Origin of the sequence: Pseudonocardia thermophila (genome assembly GCF_900142365.1) — a bacterium.
GTDB lineage: Bacteria > Actinomycetota > Actinomycetes > Mycobacteriales > Pseudonocardiaceae > Pseudonocardia > Pseudonocardia thermophila.
In genome coordinates this window covers 48118-66138 of the sequence record NZ_FRAP01000023.1, presented here as the reverse complement: position 1 = coordinate 66138, position 18021 = coordinate 48118, and the positions used below count along the sequence as shown (strand labels likewise).

The window sequence follows — 18021 nt, the reverse complement described above, 5'->3', positions numbered from 1 at the left end:
CGCAGCTGGCACAATCGACGAGGTCATGAGCCTTCCCCTGGTCTTCGACGCGCCCAAGCGCGCGCTCCCGCCCCGCCACCTCGCCGATCTCGACCCGACCGAGCGGCGGTCCGCCGTGGCGGAGCTGGGGCTGCCCGGGTTCCGCGCCGACCAGCTGGCGAGGCACTACTTCGGGCGCCTCTGCGCCGATCCCGATGCCATGACCGATCTGCCCGTGGCGGCGCGGGAGAGCCTGCGGTCGCTGCTGCCGCCGCTCGTGCAGCCCGTGCTGGAGCAGACCTGCGACGGCGGCGCCACCCGCAAGACCCTGTGGAAGGCCCATGACGGCACCCGGGCCGAGTCGGTGCTGATGCGCTACCCGGACCGCGCCACCGTGTGCGTGTCGAGCCAGGCCGGGTGCGGCATGGCCTGCCCGTTCTGCGCGACGGGGCAGGGCGGGCTGCAGCGCAACCTGTCCACCGCGGAGATCGTCGAGCAGGTCCGGCAGGCCGCGGTCGCTGCCCGCGACGGCGCCCTCGGCGTGCCGATGCGGCTGTCCAACATCGTGTTCATGGGCATGGGCGAGCCGCTGGCCAACTACCAGCGGGTGGTCGCCGCGGTCCGGCGGATCACCGAGCCCGCCCCGGCCGGCCTGGGCATCTCCGCGCGCGGCGTCACCGTGTCCACGGTCGGGCTGGTCCCGGCGATCGACAAGCTCGCCGGCGAGGGCCTGCCGGTCACGCTCGCCGTCTCCCTGCACACCCCCGACGACGAGCTGCGCGACACCCTGGTGCCGGTGAACAACCGGTGGAAGGTGGCCGAGGTCCTGGCCGCGGCCCGCCGCTACGCCGTGACCACCGGTCGGCGCGTCTCGATCGAGTACGCGCTGATCCGCGACGTGAACGACCAGCCGTGGCGCGCCGACCTGCTCGGGCAGCGACTCGCCCGGGAGATCGGTCGCAAGCGGGTGCACGTCAACCTCATCCCGCTCAACCCCACGCCGGGCAGCGAGTGGGACGCCTCCCCGCGACCGGTCCAGGACGAGTTCGTGCGGCGCGTCCAGGCCGCCGGGATCGCGTGCACGGTGCGCGACACCCGCGGCCAGGAGATCGCCGCGGCGTGCGGCCAGCTGGCGGCCACGGGCGCCTGACCCCGCGTCGAGAACGAACCTGTGGTGATCGATCAGCCCTTTTGATCACCACAACTTCGTTCTCGAGCGACATCCGGGTTTCAGATCGGGATGACGACCGCTCGCTCGCGGACGCGGTCCCACAGCGGGTACGGCACGTCGGCGAGGGCGAGGACGTCGTCGACGGTGGTGAACGGGCCACTCATCATCCGCACCCGCACGATGTGCTCGGCGACGGCGCGATCGATGTCGCACACCTGGGCGATCACCCAGCCCGGCGCGTTGTTGAGATCCACCAGGCCGCCGTCGTCGTACTGGCGGCCAGGCAGGTCGGGGCGTCCGATGCGCAGCTCGCGGGCCAGCTGCGGGTCGCCGGCGATGAGCGCCCGCGTCTCCTGACGTCGCTTCCGGGCCGCGAGCGCGGCGGCCACCGCGGGATCGGCGACCGGGCCCCCACGCAGGGACGGCCACACGTACGGCCGGATGAGCACGGAGTGCACGGCGGCGATGATCATCAGGGCAGCGATCGCGCCACCGCCTCCTCGGTCCGTGTCGATGAGCAGAAACATCGCAACCACGGCGGCCGTGTACAGGACTGCTGTCAGCTGCATGAGCGGTCGTCGGGTACGGACCGCGGCGTGCACGAAGGGAACGAAGCTGAGTATCCCCGCGGAAAGGACCACCACGATCGGGTACCAGCGGCCCCGGCCCAGCCACGACGTCTGTGTTCTCTGCGGTACGACGGGCGGGGGTGGCGGAGCGTGCTGATACATGGTCTCCCCGGGCTCGGCGGTCGTGGGTACCCGGGTGATCGTCATGGCGCCGTACGGCGTTACCCGTGCACCATGCGTGCCGGGGTCTGCGTCGAGAACGAACTCGTGGTGATCGATCAGCCTTCTTGATCACCACGACTTCGTTCTCGACGGCAACCCGGCCCGCGGCCTTCAGCGGGGCACGACCCGGTCGAGCCAGGCGCGCAGGTCCGCCTCCACCTCGCCCCGGTTGGTCTCGTTGAGGATCTCGTGGCGCGCGCCCGGCCACACGACGCTCGTCACGTCGGTGAGCCCCGCCGACTCCAGTCGTCGGACGAGCGCGTTCGACAGCGCCAGCTGCCCGTTCACCGGGTCCATCTCGCCGACGGCGATGTAGACGGGCAGATCGCGGCGGATGTTCGCCAGCCGTGCGGGGTCGGCCAGCGCGCGGGCGGCGTGGAACATCGCCTTGCTCGCCTCCGCGTCCAGTCCGAACCCGCACAGCTCGTCGGCGAGGTAGGCGTCGACCTGCGCATCGTCGCGGGAGAGCCAGTCGTAGTCGGTGCGGGCCGGGGCGAACGGCGTGTTGAAGCCGGACAGATCGATCGGGGCGTCGAGGTCGATCGCGGGTTCGAGCAGGTCGAGCGCTGCGGTGCCGGACAGCGCGAGCGCGGTGATGTCGGCGGAGTGGTCGAGCACGTACTGCTGCACGGCGAACGAGCCCATGCTGTGCCCGAACAGCACCAGCGGCCGGTCCGGGAACTCGTCGTGGGCGCGCTGGACGAGCAGGTCGATGTCGTCGACGAGCGCCGCCCAGCCGGTCGCCCCGATGTGCCCCGGCGCGCCGCTCATGGTGGCCCCGTGTCCGCGGTGGTCCTGGCCCTGCACGAGGAAGCCGGCGGCGGTCAGCGTGTCGGCGAGGTGCTGGTAGCGCAGCATGTGCTCGCCCATGCCGTGGGTGATCTGGAAGATCCCGCGCGGCGGGCCGTCCGGGGTCCAGCGGTAGGTGATGATCGAGGCGCCGTCGCGGGCGGTGACCGGGATGCGGGTGGGTGACGTCATCGTGCGCCCTTCGGAGAGGAGACCGGGAGCCGCAGCCTCGCGCGCCGCCGCGGGCCCGTCCAGTCCTCGAGGCGTCGGACGCGTCGAGAACGAACCTGTGGTGATCGAAAAGGCTTTTCGATCACCACACCTTCGTTCTCGACGGAACACCCGGCCTCACTCCGGCAGGCCGAGCACCTCCGCCAGGTCGAACGAGACCGGCTGCTCCAGCTGCTCGTACGTGCAGCTGCGCGGATCGCGGTCGGGGCGCCACCGCACGAACTGCGCGGTGTGCCGGAACCGCACGCCCTCCATGTAGTCGTAGCGCACCTCGACGACCCGCTCGGGCCGCAGCGGTACGAACGAGAGGTCCTTGCCGTTGTTCCACCGGCTGCCCTCGCCCTTGAGCGGGGTGCGCTCGCCGGCCTCCTGCTTCGCCCATGACCACGGGTGGTCGTCGAACGTGGTGACGAGCGGCTGCAGCTCTCGGAACAGCTCCTTCCGGGCGGCCAGCGGGAACGCTCCGATGACGCCGACGGAGGCGAGCACGCCGCGATCGTCGTAGAGGCCGAGCAGCAGCGAGCCGATCGCGTCCGGGCCGGACTTGTGCACGCGGTAGCCGGCCACGACCGCGTCGCAGGTGCGCTCGTGCTTGATCTTCGTCATGACCCGCTTGTCGGGCTGGTAGGCCACCGACGGGTCCTTGGCGATGAGCCCGTCCAGGCCCGCGCCCTCGAACTGCTCGAACCACTGCTTCGCCAGGTCGTGGTCGTCGGTGATCGGGGTGATGTGCACCGGCGGCGACGCCTCGGCGAGCGCTTCCTCGAGGCGGGCGCGGCGCTCGGCGAACGGGTGGCCGGTGAGGTCCTCGTCGCCGAGCGCGAGCAGGTCGAACGCTACGAAGCTCGCCGGGGTCTGCTCGGCCAGCAGCTTCACGCGGCTGGCGGCGGGGTGGATGCGCTGCTGCAGGACCTCGAAGTCGAGCCGGTTGCGCTCCCGGTCGACGACCACGATCTCCCCGTCGATCACGGCGCGTTCAGGGAAGTTCGCGCGCACCGCCGCCACGACCTCGGGGAAGTACCGGGTCATCGGTCGTTCGTTGCGGCTGCCGATCTCCACGTCATCACCGTCGCGGAAGATGATCGACCGGAAGCCGTCCCACTTGGGCTCGTACAGCTTCCCGGCCGGGATCGACGGCTGCGGCTTGGCCAGCATCGGCTTCACCGGGGGCATCACGGGCAGGTCCACGCCCGCCATCCTGCCCGCAGGCGCAACCCCGATGCGGCTCACGGACGGGGGAGAGCGGTCACGAACCGGGTGAGCAGCCGGGCGAACGTCTCCCGCTCTGCGTCGGTCCAGTCGGCCATCGCGGCCGCGAACACCCGCCGCCGGTACGCGTGGACGTGCGCCAGCCGCTCGCGCCCGGCGTCGGTGAGCACGAGCAGGGTACGCCGCCCGTCGGACTGGTCGGCCTCGCGGCGCAGCAGTCCCGCGGAGACGGCCGCGGCGACGAGCTTGCTGGCCCGCGGCTGGTCCACGTCTATCGCCGCGGCGACCTCCCCGACGCCCATCGGTTCCGCGGCCGCCTCGACCGCGTCGAGCACGGGTTGGAGGGTGTCGTCGGCCGCGCCGGCGACCCGGGCGAGGGTGCGGCGGCTCTGCCGGCGCCGGATCGCGACCATGGCGGCCTCGACGGCAGCTAGTGTATGTTCATTGACATGTACATGCATAGTGGCAACAAGTTTATCGGATGGTGGCTGAAGGAGGTCGACCGCCTGCTGGAGCAGGCCTTCGCCGACGCGCTCGGGGGCGAGGGCGTCGACCGGCGGCAGTGGCAGCTGCTCAACGCGATCGCCGCGGACGGTGCCGCCGACGCGTTGACCCCGTTCCTGCCCGATCCGGCCGACCGGGGCCGGGCGGTCGCGGAGCTGGTCGATCGAGGCTGGGTCGAGCCGCGCGACGGCGGCTACGCGCTCACCGCGGCGGGGGTCGCGCTGCGTGAGCGGCTGGGCGTGCTCGTCGGGGCCCAGCGCCGCCGGGTCACCGAAGGCATCAGCGCCGAGGAGTACGCCACGACCGTCGACGTGCTGCGCCGTATGGCCGCCAACCTCGCGCCGGGCGGCGACCGGGTGCCCGCGTAGGGTCGGCGGGTGCCCCGGTACACCGCCGCTGAGCTGGCCGCTGCCCGCTCGCTCGTCGTGCCCGACGTGCTGCCCGGCCCGGACGACCCGCCGCTGCGGGTGCTGTTCTGCGGCATCAACCCCGGCCTCGTCACGGCGCTCACCGGACACCACTTCGGCCGGCCGGGCAACCGGTTCTGGCCCGCCCTGCACGGAGCCGGGTTCACCCCGCGGCTGCTCGCCCCCGCTGAGCAGGACGAGCTGCGCGCGCTCGGGCTGGGCATCACGAACGTCGTCGCGCGCGCCACGGCCCGCGCCGCCGAGCTCACCGATGACGAGCTGCGCGCCGGGGGAGCGCGGCTGCGGGAGCTGGTGGCGCGGGTGAAACCCCGTTGGCTCGCCGTCGCGGGCGTCGGTGCCTACCGCACGGCGTTCGACCGGCCGAAGGCCCAGGTCGGGCCGCAGGTCGACCGGTTGGGCGACACCCGGATCTGGGTGCTGCCGAACCCGAGCGGGCTCAACGCGCACTGGCAGCTGCCTGCCCTGGTCGAGGAGTTCCGCAGGCTGCGCGAGGCGGCCGGCGACACCGCCGAGGCCGGCCCGGGTGGGACTGGTCAGTCGAGGTCCTGCACGTCCGGCTCGGGCGGCTCGTCGGTGCCGTCGCGGGCGTCGCGATCGGCCCACTCCAGCAGCTCGTCGAGCACGTAGATGTCGTCGTCGATGCCGGCGTGCAGATCGCCCAGCTCGGCGAACCGGGCCGGGACGGTGGCGATGGTGAAGTCGGCGGGCTCGGCGTCGTCGATCTCGTCCCAGCGGATCGGGGTGGACACCACGGCCTCGTGGACCCCGCGCACCGAGTAGGCGCTGCGGATGGTGTGGTCGCGGGCGTTCTGGTTGTAGTCGACGAACACCGACGCGGGATCGCGGTCCTTGCGCCACCACGTCAGGTCGACGAGGCTGCAGCGGCGGGCGACCTCACGGGCGAACGCGTGCGCGGCCCGCCGGACCTCCTTGAAGCCCCAGCGCGGCTCGATCCGCACGTAGACGTGCAGGCCCTTGCCGCCGGACGTCTTCGGGTAGCCGACGGCGCCCAGCTCGTCGAGCACCTCGTGGACGACGTGCGCCACCCGGCGCACGTCGTCGTAGGTGGCCCCGGGCATCGGGTCCAGGTCGATGCGCCACTCGTCGGGCTGCTCGACGTGGCCGCGCCGGGAGTTCCACGGGTGGAACTCCACCGTGGACATCTGCACCGCCCACACGACGTCGGCGATGTGCTGAACGCACAGCTCATCGGCGGTGCGGTTCCAGCGCGGGAAGTGCACGCGCACCGTCTGCACCCAGTCGGGGGCGCCGCGCGGCAGCCGCTTCTGGTGCACCTTCTCGCCGGTCACCCCGGTGGGGAAGCGGTGCAGCATGCACGGCCGGTCACGCAGCGCGCGCACGATCCCGTCGCCGACGGAGATGTAGTACTGCGCCAGGTCCAGCTTGGTCTCGCCGCGGGCCGGGAAGTAGACGCGGTCGGGGTTGGAGATCCGCACCACGCGGCCGTCGATCTCCAGCTCGACCCCGGGCATGACCGCGCCGGCTCAGCGCCGCCAGGCGTTGCGGCGGTTGCGGATCGAGATCAGCACCCCGACGGCCAGGATCGCGGCGGTGCCGACGAGGTAGAGGTCCTCGATGCGGCCGGTGTGGTTGCCGATGGTCATCGCGAGCAGCGCGATGATGCAGAAGATGCCCGCGGCCAGCCCGCCGTTCGGGAACGAGCCGTTCCAGCCCCACTTGCTGTCCGGGTCGGGAACGTCCTCCTCGGGGCGCCTGGCCACTTCGCGGGAGCTGCTCGCCACTGCCATCCTCCTGATCAACGCTCCTGAGCACGCTGAACTGCAGCCTCATCCTCGCACAACGAGGGGGCGAGGATGATGTGAGGCGATGCCCGAGACACCGCCCGCCCCCGCAGACCAGCGCACCGTCACCGTGCTCGGCTCGACCGGCTCGATCGGCACGCAGGCGCTGGACCTGATCGCCCGGCACCCGGACGCCTACCGGGTCGCCGGCCTGGCCGCCGGGGGAGGTGACGTCGGGCTGCTGGTCGAGCAGGCCCGCGCCCACCGGGTGCCACGCGTGGCGGTGGCCCGCGCCGACGCCGCTGCCGCCGTCCGCGAGGCGTTGCCGGGGGTGGAGGTCCTCGCCGGGCCGGACGCGGCCGCCGAGCTCGCCGGCGCACCGGGTGTGGACATCGTGCTGAACGGCATCACCGGGTCGGTCGGGCTGCGGCCCACCCTGGCCGCGCTGCAGGCGGGGGCGCGGCTCGCGCTGGCCAACAAGGAGTCGCTGGTCGCGGGCGGACCGCTGGTGCTCGCCGCGGCCGCGCCCGGCCAGATCGTGCCGGTCGACTCCGAGCACTCGGCGCTGGCGCAGTGCCTGCGCGGCGGGCGGGCGAGCGAGGTGGCGCGGCTGGTCGTCACGGCGTCGGGCGGACCGTTCCGCGGCCGCACCCGCGCCGAGCTGGCCGACGTCACCGTGGAGGCGGCGCTGGCCCATCCGACCTGGGACATGGGCCCGGTCATCACGATCAACTCGGCCACGCTGGTCAACAAGGGCCTGGAGGTCATCGAGGCCCATCTGCTCTTCGGCGTGCCCTACGACCGGATCGACGTGGTGGTGCACCCGCAGTCGATCGTGCACTCCATGGTCACCTTCACCGACGGCTCCACGCTCGCGCAGGCCAGCCCGCCGGACATGGTGCTGCCGATCTCGCTGGCGCTGGGCTGGCCGGACCGCATCGCCGGGGCCGCCGCCGCGTGCTCCTGGGACACCGCGCAGAGCTGGACGTTCGAACCGCTCGACGAGGAGACGTTCGCCGGCGTGCGGCTGGCCCGGGCGGCCGGGACCGCGGGCGGGTGCGTGCCGGCGGTGTTCAACGCCGCCAACGAGGAGGCGGTGGCCGCGTTCGTCGCCGGGCGGATCCGGTTCACCGACATCACCGACGTCGTCGAGCGCGTCATCGGTGCCGCGGACGGCTGGCGGGGCGATCCCGCTACCGTGGACGACGTGGCGGCCGCCGAGGACTGGGCCCGTGCGCGCGCCCGCGAGCTGGCCGGAGCTGGAGTGACCTCATGATGACCGTGCTCGGGATCGTCCTGTTCTTCGTGGGCATCCTCCTCTCGGTCGCCTGGCACGAGCTGGGCCACCTCGTGGCCGCGAAGAAGTTCGGCATCAAGGTGCCGGAGTTCTTCGTCGGGTTCGGGCGCACGATCTGGTCGGTCCGCCGCGGCGAGACGGAGTACGGCATCAAGCTCGTCCCGCTCGGCGGCTACATCCGCATGATCGGGATGATCCCGCCCGCGAAGGGCGAGGGCGTGCTCGGGCGGACCAAGCGCACCGGCCCGTTCCAGAGCCTGATCGACGACGTGCGCAGCCAGTCGGCGGCCGAGGTCCGTCCGGAGGATGCCGACCGGCAGTTCTGGACGCGGGCGCCGTGGAAGCGGGTGGTCGTGATGTTCGCCGGCCCGTTCATGAACCTTGTGCTGGCCGTCGCGATCTTCACGTTCTCGCTGATGGTGATCGGGCTGCCGACCGGCACCAGCACCACGGTCAGCGCGGTCTCCAAGTGCGTCGTGCCGGCGACGGCGACCACGTCGGAGTGCCCGCCTGACGCCCCGCTCACCCCGGCGGCGGCCGCCGGGTTCCAGGCGGGCGACCGGATCGTGGCCTTCCAGGGCCGCACCTACGCGCCGGACGAGTGGTCGCAGCTGCAGCGGGACATCCGCACGGCCAGCGGTGAGGTGTCGGTCGTCGTCGAGCGCGACGGGCGGCAGATCGAGCTGCGGCCCACGCTCATCACCACCGAGCTGCCCGACCTGGACGACCCGGAGAAGATCGTCGAGGGCAGCTTCCTCGGTCTGTCCCCGGTGACGTTCTACGAGCCGCAGAGCTTCGGCGCGGTCGTCGACGAGATCGGCGGGGTCCTCGCCCGCACCGGCGAGGCGATCGTGGGGCTGCCGCAGCGGGTGCCCGGCCTGTTCGGCGCGGTGTTCCTCGGCGAGGAGCGCGACCGCGAGGGCCCGGTCGGTGTGGTCGGCGCGTCCCGGCTGGGCGGGGAGATCCTCGACATGGACCTGCCCGTCAAGGCCGAGATCTCGATCTTCCTGCGGCTGCTGGCGCTGGTGAACATCTCGCTGTTCCTGTTCAACCTGCTGCCGATCCCGCCGCTGGACGGCGGCCAGATCTTCCCGGCGCTGTGGGAGGCCGCCCGGCGGCGGATCGCGAAGCTGCGCGGCAAGCCCGATCCCGGCCCGGTCGACGTGGCCAAGCTGATGCCCGTCTCGTACGTGGTGGCGCTGATCTTCGTGGCGTGGAGCGGGCTGCTGTTCGTGGCCGACATCATCAACCCGGTCACGCTCGTCCAGCAGTAGCAGTGCTCCCGGGCACGCTCGGCGACGTCCGCGCCGGGGCAGGGGGATACTGGGCCCCGTGAGCGTCTCCCTGGGCATGCCCACCCCGCCCGCGCCGGCACTGGCCCCGCGCCGGCCCACCCGCCAGCTGCAGGTCGGGTCCGTCGGGGTCGGCTCCGAGCACCCCATCTCGGTGCAGTCGATGACCACCACGGTCACCGCCGACGTCAACGCGACGCTGCAGCAGATCGCCGAGCTGACCGCGGCGGGCTGCGACATCGTGCGTGTGGCGTGCCCGAGCCAGGACGACGCCGACGCGCTGCCGGCGATCGCGGCGAAGTCGCAGATCCCGGTCATCGCCGACATCCACTTCCAGCCCAAGTACGTGTTCGCCGCCATCGAGGCCGGCTGCGCCGGTGTGCGGGTGAACCCGGGCAACATCCGCAAGTTCGACGACCAGGTCAAGCAGATCGCGGCCGCGGCCAAGGACCACGGCACCCCGATCCGCATCGGCGTCAACGCGGGCTCGCTGGACAAGCGCCTGCTGGCCAAGTACGGCAAGGCCACCCCGGAGGCGCTGGCCGAGTCGGCGCTGTGGGAGGCCAGCCTGTTCGCCGAGCACGATTTCCACGACATCAAGATCTCGGTCAAGCACCACGACCCGGTCGTCATGATCCGGGCCTACGAGCTCCTCGCCGAGCAGTGCGACTACCCGCTGCACCTCGGTGTCACCGAGGCCGGTCCGGCGTTCCAGGGCACCATCAAGTCCGCGGTCGCGTTCGGGGCGCTGCTGCGCCAGGGCATCGGCGACACCATCCGGGTCTCGCTGTCGGCTCCGCCGGTCGAGGAGATCCGGGTCGGCTCGCAGATCCTGCAGTCGCTGAACCTGCGCCCGCGCAAGCTGGAGATCGTCTCCTGCCCGTCCTGCGGCCGCGCCCAGGTCGACGTCTACAAGCTCGCCGATGAGGTCACCGCGGGGCTCACCGGCCTGGAGGTGCCGCTGCGCGTCGCCGTCATGGGCTGCGTGGTGAACGGTCCCGGCGAGGCGCGCGAGGCCGATCTGGGCGTCGCCTCCGGCAACGGCAAGGGCCAGATCTTCGTCCGGGGCGAGGTCATCAAGACCGTCCCGGAGCACGCCATCGTGGAGACCCTCATCGAGGAGGCCATGAAGATCGCCGGCTCGGTCGGGGGAGAGGGCACTCCTCAGGTCACCGTCGGGTGAACCGGTGCTGAAGCCCCCGGCCCCCGCCTCGCCCGAACCCGCACCCGGCCGGTCGGTACCGTCCGGCGATCCCGTCGTACCGCCTCGGCGGTCGTTGTGGCACCGTAGGAGGGTGCTACGTGTCGCCGGTGCGCGGCTCCTCGATGATCGCGACCGAGTAGGGGTCCGCGCGGTCCTGGACGACGATCCGGTGGCCACCTGCATGGTCGCGGCGCGCGTCGAGGTGGCCGGTCTGGATCCCTGGCGTCTGGGCGGCGAGCTGTGGGGGGTCGGTTCCCGCTTCGACGGGTTGTGCTTCTCCGGGGCGAACCTGGTCCCGCTGCGCGGCGACCGCCACGTCATGCGGCTGTTCGCCGATCGCGCCCGCCGGCACGGCCGGACCTGCTCGTCGGTGGTGGGCCGGCAGGAGCTGGTGCTGCCGCTGTGGGAGGAGCTGGCGGCGTACTGGGCACCTGCCCGCGAGATCCGCGACGACCAGCCGCTGATGGTGTTGGCCGGGCCGCCCGCGGTGACCCCCGATCCGCTCGTGCGCGAGGTGCGGCCCGAGGAGCTCGACGCCTACCTGCCCGCCGCGATCGCGATGTTCACCGAGGAGGTGGGCATCGACCCGTGCGCGGGCGACGGCGGGGCCGGCTACCGCGCACGGGTCGCCGAGCTGGTGGCGTCGGGGCGGGCGTTCGCCCGGTTCGAACACGGCCAGGTGGTGTTCAAGGCCGAGATCGGTGCCTTGTCCGCCCGGGTCGGGCAGATCCAAGGCGTGTGGGTGCACCCGGCCTACCGCGGCCGCGGGCTGGGCGTGGCGGGCACGGCCGCGGTCGCCGACCGGCTCGCCGCGCTCGGGCGGATCGCGAGCCTCTACGTCAACAGCTTCAACCACACCGCCCGCGCCGTGTACCGCAAGATCGGGTTCACTCAGGTCGGCAGCTTCGCGACGATCCTGTTCTGACACCCGTTCTAACGCGCCGCGCGGGCGTAGCGGCGCACTGCCAGCGGCAGGAAGACCGCCACGATCAGCAGTGGCCACAGGACGGCGAGGACCAGCGCGTTCTGCGCCGGCCAGCTCGCGGTCCCGGCGGTGACCGCGCCCGCGTTGCCGAACAGGATCCGGGCGGCACCGGCGGTCGCCGACACCGGGTTCCACTCGGCGATCGTGCCCAGCCAGGCGGGCATCTGCTCCGGCGAGACGAACGTGTTGGCCACCATCGACAGCGGGAAGATCGGCGCCCACGCCATCCCGGCCGCCTCCGGGCTCACGATCAGCCCGAGGAAGATGCCGACCCAGATCATCGCGAACCGCATCAGGAACAGCACACCGATCCCGGCCAGCACCGCCAACGGGCCGGTGCGGGTGACCCACCCGACGAGCAGCCCGCAGACGACGAGCACCGTCAGCTCCAGCGCCGAGTTGCACAGGTCGGCGATGCTGCGCCCGACCAGCGCGGCGCCCCGGGAGACGGGCATCGAGCGGAACCGGTCGGTGACCCCGCGGGCCCGGTCGGTCGACACGATCGCGACGGTGGAGGCCGCGCCGCTGATCATCGCCTGGGCGAACATGCCCGGCATGAGGAACTCCCGGTAGTCGCCGCCTCCGGGCACCGAGATCGCGCTGCCGAACACGTAGCCGAACAGCAGCACGAACATCACCGGGAACGTGACCCCGAAGACGATCGCGGTCGGGTTGCGGACCCAGTGCACGAGATCGCGCTTGGCGATGGTCCAGGAGTCGGCCGCGAGCCAGCGCAGGGCCGATCCCGGCGCGGGTGCGACGAGGGTGGTCATGCGGGCACCTCCTCTGCGGTCGGGTTCTCGCCAGTCGTCCGGCCGGTGGTCTCTGCCTGTGTGGTCTCTGCCGGTGTGGTCTCTGCCTCGGTGGTGCGCCGGCCGGTGAGGTGCAGGAACACCTCGTCGAGGGTGGGCCGGCGGATCGAGATGTCGTCGACGGCGAGCATCGCGTCGTCGAGGGCGCGCACGACGGCGGTGAGCGCGGCGACGCGGTCCCGCACGGGCGCACCGACCCGCAGCTGCGCCCGGTCGTGCTCCGGTTCGGCGCCGGTCACCCGGGCGAGCAGGTCCGCCACGGCCGGCAGCTCAGCCGCCTCCCGCACCTGCACGGACAGCCGGTCGCCGCCGAGCAGCGACTTGAGTCCGGCTGGGGTGCCCTCGGCGACCTTGCGGCCCTCGTCGAGGACGACGACCTGGTCGGCGACCTGGTCGGCCTCGTCGAGGTACTGGGTGGTCATGAGGACGGTGGTGCCGTCGGCGACGAGCCCGCGCAGCGCCGCCCACACCTCGCCGCGGTTGCGCGGATCGAGCCCGGTGGTGGGCTCGTCGAGGAAGAACACGCGCGGCGCCAGCACCAGGCTGCTGGCGATGTCCAGGCGCCGGCGCATGCCGCCGGAGTAGTCCTTCACGCGCCGGTCGGCGGCTTCGGTCAGGCCGAAGCGCTCGAGCAGCTCGTCAGCGCGGCGGCGGGCGGTGCGCCGATCGAGGTGGAACAGCCTGCCCCACATCACGAGGTTCTCCCGGCCGGTGAGCACGTCGTCGACGGTGGTGGCCTGCCCCGTGAGCCCGATGTGGCGACGGACCCCGGCCGGGTCGGCGACCACGTCGACACCGGCCACGGTGGCGCGGCCGCGCCGCGGACGCAGCAGCGTGGTGAGGATGCGGACGGTGGTGGTCTTGCCGGCGCCGTTGGGACCGAGCAGCGCGCAGACGGTGCCCGCGGGGACCGCCAGGTCGAGCCCGTCGAGGACGGTCTTGTCGCCGAACGAGTGGCCGAGCCCGACGGCCTGCACGGCGGTGGTCACAGGACCTCCAAACTGAGTACGGTGTACGACATGCGTACACCGTACTTTGTTTTGTGGTCGACGTCGAGCGGCGCCCGCGCCTCCGTAGGCTCGGGCCCCGTGAAGCACCGCGCCGTTACGTCCTTGATGTCCGTTCTGCTGGCGGTCCTCGTGGTCGCGGGCTGCGGCGGGCAGGGCACGCGCACCGAGTGCGGGCCGGGCGGCTGCACGGTGACCTTCCCGCGCGGCGGCACCGTGTCGGTGTCGCTGCTCGGCGTCGAGGCCCGGCTGGTGGAGGTGCGCACCGGCACGGCCCGCCTGGAGATCGCCGGCCAGCAGATCGCCCTGCCCGTCGGTGTCGAGACCGAGGCGGGCGGGCTGCGCATCACCGTCGAGCGGGTGACCGACGGCGAGGTCGTGGTGCGGGTGCGACCCTGAATACGGTGTCGCCATGACCTCCGAGTCCGGTGCCGGCCTGCGGCGGACCCTCACGCTGCTCTGGCACGGCGTGCCCGAGCCCGCCCGCGGGCCGCGGCAGAGCCTGTCCCTGGAGCGGATCGTGCGTGCCGCGATCGGTGTGGCCGACGCGGAGGGCCTGGCCGCGGTGTCGATGCGCCGGGTCGCGAGTGAGCTCGGGGCCGGGGCGATGTCGCTCTACCGGTACGTGCCGGGCAAGGCCGAGCTGATGGACCTGATGGTCGACGCGGTCTACGCCGAGGACCTCCCGGCGCTCGAGGCCGCGGAGGGCGACTGGCGGGCGAAGATGGAGCACGCCGCGCGGCTGCAGTGGGCGACGTTCCTGCGCCACCCGTGGCTGCTGGACATCCCGCAGGGCCGGCCGATGCTCGGGCCCAACGCCATGCAGTCCACCGAGCTCACGCTGCGCTACCTGGACGGCATCGGGCTCGACGAGCACGAGATGATCGGCGTCGTCATCACCGTCAGCTCGTTCGTGACGGGGCTGGCGCGCACCACCGTCGAGGAGCGGGAGGCCGCGCGGCGCACCGGGGTGAGCGACGACGAGTGGTGGAAGGTGCACACCGAGGTCCTGTCCGCCGCGCTGCCGCCGGGCCGGATGCCGATCATGGACCGGCTGGGTGAGGCCGGCGTGTGGGACGGCACCTACGACACGCTCACCTTCGGGCTGGAGCGGATCCTCGACGGCGTCGCCGCCCTGGTGGAATCCCGCCGGCGCGGCTGAACCCGGCGGCGTGGCGGCCTGCCGGGGGAGCGCACCGCTCGGCATACTCGCCCCGATGCGCGCCCGGACGTCCACCGCCCTGCTCGCTCTCCTGCTCTCCGCCCTCCTCGTGCTGGCCACCGCAGCCGGCTGCGGCCTGCTGGGCAGCAAGGCGGGCGACGCCGCGGAGGAGTTCGCGCGGGCGTGGACGGCGGGCGACGACCAGGCGGCCGCCGCGCTCACCGACGACCCGTCCGCCGCGGCCGCGGTGCTGCGCCGCACCCGCGAGGCCCTGGCGCCGACCGGGCTCTCCGTCACCGTCGGGCAGGTGCGCGAGGCGACCGGTCGCGCCACCGCGTCGATCGACGTGACCTGGACGCTGGGCCCCGACCGCACCTGGCAGTACCTCGGCTCGATCGATCTCGTGGCCGCACCGGACACCGAGCACGGATGGCTGGTGCGCTGGGCACCGTCCGTGGTGCACCCCGATCTCGGCGCGCGCCAGCGGCTCGCGTTCTCGACGACACCCGCCGAGCCCGGGCCGGTGCTCGACCGGGAAGGGGCGCCGCTGCTCACCGCCACGCCCGTGGTGACCGTGCTGCTCGACCGCACGGCCACCGGGAACCTGCCCGCCGTCACCGGCGCGCTCGCCGCCGCACTGCGGACCATCGACGACCGGATCACCCAGGAATCGATCACCCAGGGCGCGGCGCGCACCCCGGACGGGCAGGCGTACCCCGTCGCCGTGCTGCGCCGGCCGGACTACGAGCGGGTCAAGAGCGCTATCCACGATCTGCCGGGGGTGCGGTTCACCAGCTCCGACCGGCTGCTCGGCCCGGCACCGGCGTTCGGTCAGCAGGTGCTGCCCGGAGTGCGCACGGAGATGGCCGCACAGCTCGAGGGGGTGCCCGGGTGGGCGGTGCGCGTCGTAGACGAGGCCGGCACGACCGTGAAAACGCTGGTCGAGCAGCCACCCAAGCCCGGAACCGCGGTCTCCACCGGGCTCGACCGCACGCTGCAGGCGGCGGCGGAGGACGCCGTCGAGCCGCTGCCGCAGCAGGCGATGCTCGTGGCCGTCTCGGCGTCGACGGGGGACGTGCTCGCCGTCGCCCAGAACGGGGCGGCCGACCTCGCGGGTGCGCTGGCGCTCACCGGCCGCTACCCGCCCGGTTCCACGTTCAAGATCGCGACCGCGGCGGCTGCCGTCGGCGCGCGGGGGCTCACCGCGGACTCGCCCGTCCCGTGCCCGGAGCAGACCGTGATCGGCGGGCGGGCCGTGCCCAACGACGACCGCTTCGACCTGGGCACGGTGTCGCTGCGCACCGCGTTCGCCCGCTCGTGCAACACCACGTTCGCCCAGCTGGGCGCGGAGCTGGGGGCGGACGCGCTGCCCACCGCGGCGCGAACGCTCGGGCTCGGCGCCGACTACACGATCCCCGGCATCGTCACCGTGACCGGCTCGGTGCCCGCCACCGCAGACGAGGTCCTGCGCGCCGAGAACGGGTTCGGCCAGGGCCGGGTCCTCGCCAGCCCGTTCGGGATGGCGCTGGTCGCGGCGACCGTCGCGCACGGCGCCCCGGTGGTGCCGCAGCTGATCCGCGGCCGGCCCACGCTCGTCTCCGTGCCCGCCACCGAGCCCGATCCCGCGGTGCTCGACCAGGTGCGCGCGCTGATGCGGGCCGTCGTCACGGAGGGGACGGCCACTCGGCTGGCCGGCTCGGGGGAGGTGTACGGCAAGACCGGCACCGCCGAGTTCGAGCAGCAGGGGCGGCGCGGGGCGCACGGATGGTTCGCGGGCTACCGGGGCGACGTCGCCTTCGCGGTGCTGGTCGTGGACGCGGGGAGCTCGGCGCCGGCCGTGGAGGTGGCGGCGCGGTTCCTCGAGGCGGCGGAGCGGTAGCGACCCCACCCTGAGACCAGGTCCAGGGTGCGCTCGCTGGACCGGGGAGCTGCGTCCCGCCGTGCCGTCGCCCGCGTCGCCGCGCACCTGCGCCTGAGGTCAGGCCCACGTCCCTGCGCCCGCTCGCCCGGCCTGCACTGGGCTAACGTGGTACTCCGTGGACCGCCGGATCCCCCTGCTCGCCGCCCTCGCCGACGTCGTGGCCGTGCTCGTGTTCGCCGGGGTCGGCCGGTCCAGCCACGCCGAGGCGTTCGAGATCGCCGGGCTGCTCGCCACCGGCGCGCCGTTCCTGGCCGGGCTCGCGGTCGCCTGGGCCACCCCGTACGTGCGCGCGGATCCGCCGAGCCTGACGTCGGGCGCGGTGGTGTTCGCCGTCACCGCGGTGGTCGGGTTCGCGCTGCGGGCGATCTTCCTCGGCCGGCTACCGCTGTCGTTCGTACTGGTCGCGTCGGTGGCGCTGGTCGTGCTGCTCGTGGGCTGGCGGGCGCTGTCGATGGCGGTGGCGCGCCGCGCGATCGATCGCGTCGGCTGAGCCGCTCGGGGCTGCCGCGCGCCGCGCATAGACTGGGCGCCATGCCCTCCCGCACCTTGCTCACGCCTGGGGTCGTCGGCCCGCCGCGGCCCGTCCCGGCGGACATCCCGCGCCCCGAGTACGTGGGCAGGCCCGGCCCCACGAAGAGCAACGACCCGTGGGTGCAGCCTCCGGAGATCATCGAGAAGATGCGGATCGCCGGGCGCATCGCCGCGGAGGCGCTGGCGGCGGGCGGGGCGGCCGTGCGGCCGGGCGTCACCACCGACGAGATCGACCGCGTGGTGCACGAGTGCCTGCTCGACCACCACGCCTACCCGTCGACGCTCGGCTACAAGGGCTTCCCGAAGTCGTGCTGCACGAGCCTCAACGAGGTCATCTGCCACGGCATCCCCGACTCGACCGTGATCGAGGACGGGGACATCGTCAACATCGACGTCACCGCCTACATCCACGGCGTACACGGCGACACCAACGCCACGTTCCTCGCCGGTGAGGTCGACGAGGAGTCGCGGCTGCTCGTCGAGCGCACCCGTGAGGCGATGATGCGCGGGATCAAGGCCGTGCGGCCCGGGCGCGAGCTCAACGTCATCGGCCGGGTGATCGAGTCCTACGCCCGCCGCTTCGGCTACGGCGTGGTGCGCGACTTCACCGGCCACGGCATCGGCCGCAGCTTCCACAGCGGGCTGGTCGTGCTGCACTACGACGAGCCGAGCGTGCGCACGGTGCTGGAGCCCGGGATGACGTTCACGATCGAGCCGATGATCACCCTCGGCACGGTCGAGTACGACATCTGGGACGACGGCTGGACCGTGGTGACCAAGGACCGCAAGCGCACCGCCCAGTTCGAGCACACCGTGCTCGTCACCAACGACGGTGTGGAGATCCTCACGCCGACTCCGGAGTCGTGATCACCGACCGGTGATCGTGGCGCAACCCACTGTGACCTGCGTCGACGGTGGTAATGGCGCCGTCGTCGGCCGCGTTGA

At 72.9% G+C, this 18021-nt stretch carries 19 protein-coding genes and 1 pseudogene; 12 read left to right on the top strand and 8 right to left on the bottom strand.

What is annotated here, in order from left to right; all coding sequences use genetic code 11:
- Positions 1-25: 25 nt before the first annotated feature.
- On the top strand, positions 26-1129 hold the full coding sequence (gene rlmN, locus BUE41_RS25200; RefSeq protein WP_073459811.1) for a dual-specificity RNA methyltransferase RlmN: 1104 nt from the start codon (positions 26-28) through the stop codon (positions 1127-1129).
- 80 nt (positions 1130-1209) lie between these two features.
- Here rlmN and BUE41_RS25195 read toward each other — a convergent pair whose 3' ends face one another.
- The 4 genes from BUE41_RS25195 to BUE41_RS25180 all read right to left on the bottom strand — a co-directional run bounded on the left by BUE41_RS25195 (position 1210) and on the right by BUE41_RS25180 (position 4583).
- Positions 1210-1719 (bottom strand): helix-hairpin-helix domain-containing protein, encoded by a 510-nt coding sequence (locus tag BUE41_RS25195; protein WP_234997561.1) that lies wholly within the window; start codon positions 1717-1719, stop codon positions 1210-1212.
- Between the two features lie 333 nt (positions 1720-2052).
- Positions 2053-2922 carry an alpha/beta fold hydrolase gene (locus tag BUE41_RS25190; protein WP_073459810.1) on the bottom strand — a complete coding sequence of 290 codons (870 nt, stop codon included), beginning with the start codon at positions 2920-2922 and terminating at the stop codon, positions 2053-2055.
- A gap of 156 nt (positions 2923-3078) precedes the next feature.
- The gene (locus BUE41_RS25185; protein WP_073459809.1) at positions 3079-4149 is read right to left on the bottom strand and encodes an ATP-dependent DNA ligase; all 1071 of its coding nucleotides are present in this window, start codon (positions 4147-4149) and stop codon (positions 3079-3081) included.
- A 38-nt stretch (positions 4150-4187) separates the two neighbouring features.
- Entirely contained in the window at positions 4188-4583 is a 396-nt protein-coding gene (locus BUE41_RS25180) for a MarR family winged helix-turn-helix transcriptional regulator (protein WP_234997560.1), read from the bottom strand.
- Between the two features lie 36 nt (positions 4584-4619).
- On the opposite strand from BUE41_RS25180, the gene BUE41_RS25175 reads away from it, so the two are divergent.
- Positions 4620-5042 (top strand): MarR family transcriptional regulator, encoded by a 423-nt coding sequence (locus tag BUE41_RS25175; RefSeq protein ID WP_143172346.1) that lies wholly within the window; start codon positions 4620-4622, stop codon positions 5040-5042.
- Positions 5043-5051: 9 nt separating this feature from the next.
- Positions 5052-5597, top strand: a pseudogene (mug, locus tag BUE41_RS25170) (G/U mismatch-specific DNA glycosylase); the annotation flags it as partial.
- 38 nt (positions 5598-5635) lie between these two features.
- Here mug and ligD read toward each other — a convergent pair.
- Both ligD and BUE41_RS25160 read right to left on the bottom strand, forming a co-directional pair.
- Positions 5636-6595: a non-homologous end-joining DNA ligase gene (gene ligD / locus BUE41_RS25165; protein ID WP_073459806.1), complete on the bottom strand. Its 960-nt coding sequence runs from the start codon at positions 6593-6595 to the stop codon at positions 5636-5638.
- 12 nt (positions 6596-6607) lie between these two features.
- Positions 6608-6865 carry a DUF2631 domain-containing protein gene (locus tag BUE41_RS25160; protein ID WP_159444964.1) on the bottom strand — a complete coding sequence of 86 codons (258 nt, stop codon included), beginning with the start codon at positions 6863-6865 and terminating at the stop codon, positions 6608-6610.
- Positions 6866-6950: 85 nt separating this feature from the next.
- On the opposite strand from BUE41_RS25160, the gene dxr reads away from it, so the two are divergent.
- The 4 genes from dxr to BUE41_RS25140 all read left to right on the top strand — a co-directional run bounded on the left by dxr (position 6951) and on the right by BUE41_RS25140 (position 11583).
- Complete coding sequence (gene dxr / locus BUE41_RS25155) at positions 6951-8141, top strand: 1-deoxy-D-xylulose-5-phosphate reductoisomerase (RefSeq protein ID WP_073459804.1); 1191 nt, start codon at positions 6951-6953, stop codon at positions 8139-8141.
- Complete coding sequence (locus BUE41_RS25150) at positions 8138-9436, top strand: M50 family metallopeptidase (RefSeq protein ID WP_073459803.1); 1299 nt, start codon at positions 8138-8140, stop codon at positions 9434-9436. The genes dxr and BUE41_RS25150 overlap by 4 nt, the downstream gene beginning before the upstream one ends.
- Before the next feature lie 58 nt (positions 9437-9494).
- Positions 9495-10637: a flavodoxin-dependent (E)-4-hydroxy-3-methylbut-2-enyl-diphosphate synthase gene (ispG, locus tag BUE41_RS25145; protein ID WP_073459802.1), complete on the top strand. Its 1143-nt coding sequence runs from the start codon at positions 9495-9497 to the stop codon at positions 10635-10637.
- Positions 10638-10749: 112 nt separating this feature from the next.
- The gene (locus tag BUE41_RS25140) at positions 10750-11583 is read left to right on the top strand and encodes a GNAT family N-acetyltransferase (protein ID WP_073459801.1); all 834 of its coding nucleotides are present in this window, start codon (positions 10750-10752) and stop codon (positions 11581-11583) included.
- Positions 11584-11591: 8 nt separating this feature from the next.
- Here the strand turns inward: BUE41_RS25140 and BUE41_RS25135 are convergent, their stop codons facing one another.
- Together BUE41_RS25135 and BUE41_RS25130 are read right to left on the bottom strand one after the other, a co-directional pair.
- Positions 11592-12416 carry an ABC transporter permease gene (locus BUE41_RS25135; protein WP_073459800.1) on the bottom strand — a complete coding sequence of 275 codons (825 nt, stop codon included), beginning with the start codon at positions 12414-12416 and terminating at the stop codon, positions 11592-11594.
- Positions 12413-13444, bottom strand: coding sequence for an ATP-binding cassette domain-containing protein (locus BUE41_RS25130; RefSeq protein ID WP_073459799.1), 1032 nt, complete (start codon positions 13442-13444; stop codon positions 12413-12415). Before BUE41_RS25130 ends, BUE41_RS25135 begins: the two co-directional genes overlap by 4 nt.
- Positions 13445-13570: 126 nt before the next feature.
- On the opposite strand from BUE41_RS25130, the gene BUE41_RS32215 reads away from it, so the two are divergent.
- The 5 genes from BUE41_RS32215 to map all read left to right on the top strand — a co-directional run bounded on the left by BUE41_RS32215 (position 13571) and on the right by map (position 17943).
- On the top strand, positions 13571-13861 hold the full coding sequence (locus BUE41_RS32215; protein WP_084755801.1) for a hypothetical protein: 291 nt from the start codon (positions 13571-13573) through the stop codon (positions 13859-13861).
- Positions 13862-13874: 13 nt separating this feature from the next.
- Positions 13875-14624 carry a TetR/AcrR family transcriptional regulator gene (locus tag BUE41_RS25120; protein WP_073459798.1) on the top strand — a complete coding sequence of 250 codons (750 nt, stop codon included), beginning with the start codon at positions 13875-13877 and terminating at the stop codon, positions 14622-14624.
- Positions 14625-14679: 55 nt separating this feature from the next.
- Positions 14680-16503: a penicillin-binding transpeptidase domain-containing protein gene (locus tag BUE41_RS25115; protein WP_073459797.1), complete on the top strand. Its 1824-nt coding sequence runs from the start codon at positions 14680-14682 to the stop codon at positions 16501-16503.
- Between the two features lie 157 nt (positions 16504-16660).
- A complete protein-coding gene (locus tag BUE41_RS25110) occupies positions 16661-17035 on the top strand; it encodes a DUF3054 domain-containing protein (RefSeq protein WP_073459796.1) in 375 nt (124 codons plus the stop codon).
- A 41-nt stretch (positions 17036-17076) separates the two neighbouring features.
- Complete coding sequence (gene map / locus BUE41_RS25105) at positions 17077-17943, top strand: type I methionyl aminopeptidase (protein WP_073459795.1); 867 nt, start codon at positions 17077-17079, stop codon at positions 17941-17943.
- Positions 17944-18021: the final 78 nt, after the last annotated feature.

Coding starts and splice junctions, on each gene's coding strand:
- rlmN (WP_073459811.1), top strand. CDS start 26: ATGAGCCTTCCCCTGGTCTTCGACGCGCCCAAGCGCGCGCTCCCGCCC.
- BUE41_RS25195 (WP_234997561.1), bottom strand. CDS start 1,719: ATGCAGCTGACAGCAGTCCTGTACACGGCCGCCGTGGTTGCGATGTTT.
- BUE41_RS25190 (WP_073459810.1), bottom strand. CDS start 2,922: ATGACGTCACCCACCCGCATCCCGGTCACCGCCCGCGACGGCGCCTCG.
- BUE41_RS25180 (WP_234997560.1), bottom strand. CDS start 4,583: ATGGTCGCGATCCGGCGCCGGCAGAGCCGCCGCACCCTCGCCCGGGTC.
- BUE41_RS25175 (WP_143172346.1), top strand. CDS start 4,620: ATGTACATGCATAGTGGCAACAAGTTTATCGGATGGTGGCTGAAGGAG.
- ligD (WP_073459806.1), bottom strand. CDS start 6,595: ATGCCCGGGGTCGAGCTGGAGATCGACGGCCGCGTGGTGCGGATCTCC.
- dxr (WP_073459804.1), top strand. CDS start 6,951: ATGCCCGAGACACCGCCCGCCCCCGCAGACCAGCGCACCGTCACCGTG.
- BUE41_RS25150 (WP_073459803.1), top strand. CDS start 8,138: ATGATGACCGTGCTCGGGATCGTCCTGTTCTTCGTGGGCATCCTCCTC.
- BUE41_RS25135 (WP_073459800.1), bottom strand. CDS start 12,416: ATGACCACCCTCGTCGCACCCGCGCCGGGATCGGCCCTGCGCTGGCTC.
- BUE41_RS32215 (WP_084755801.1), top strand. CDS start 13,571: ATGTCCGTTCTGCTGGCGGTCCTCGTGGTCGCGGGCTGCGGCGGGCAG.
- BUE41_RS25120 (WP_073459798.1), top strand. CDS start 13,875: ATGACCTCCGAGTCCGGTGCCGGCCTGCGGCGGACCCTCACGCTGCTC.
- BUE41_RS25115 (WP_073459797.1), top strand. CDS start 14,680: ATGCGCGCCCGGACGTCCACCGCCCTGCTCGCTCTCCTGCTCTCCGCC.
- map (WP_073459795.1), top strand. CDS start 17,077: ATGCCCTCCCGCACCTTGCTCACGCCTGGGGTCGTCGGCCCGCCGCGG.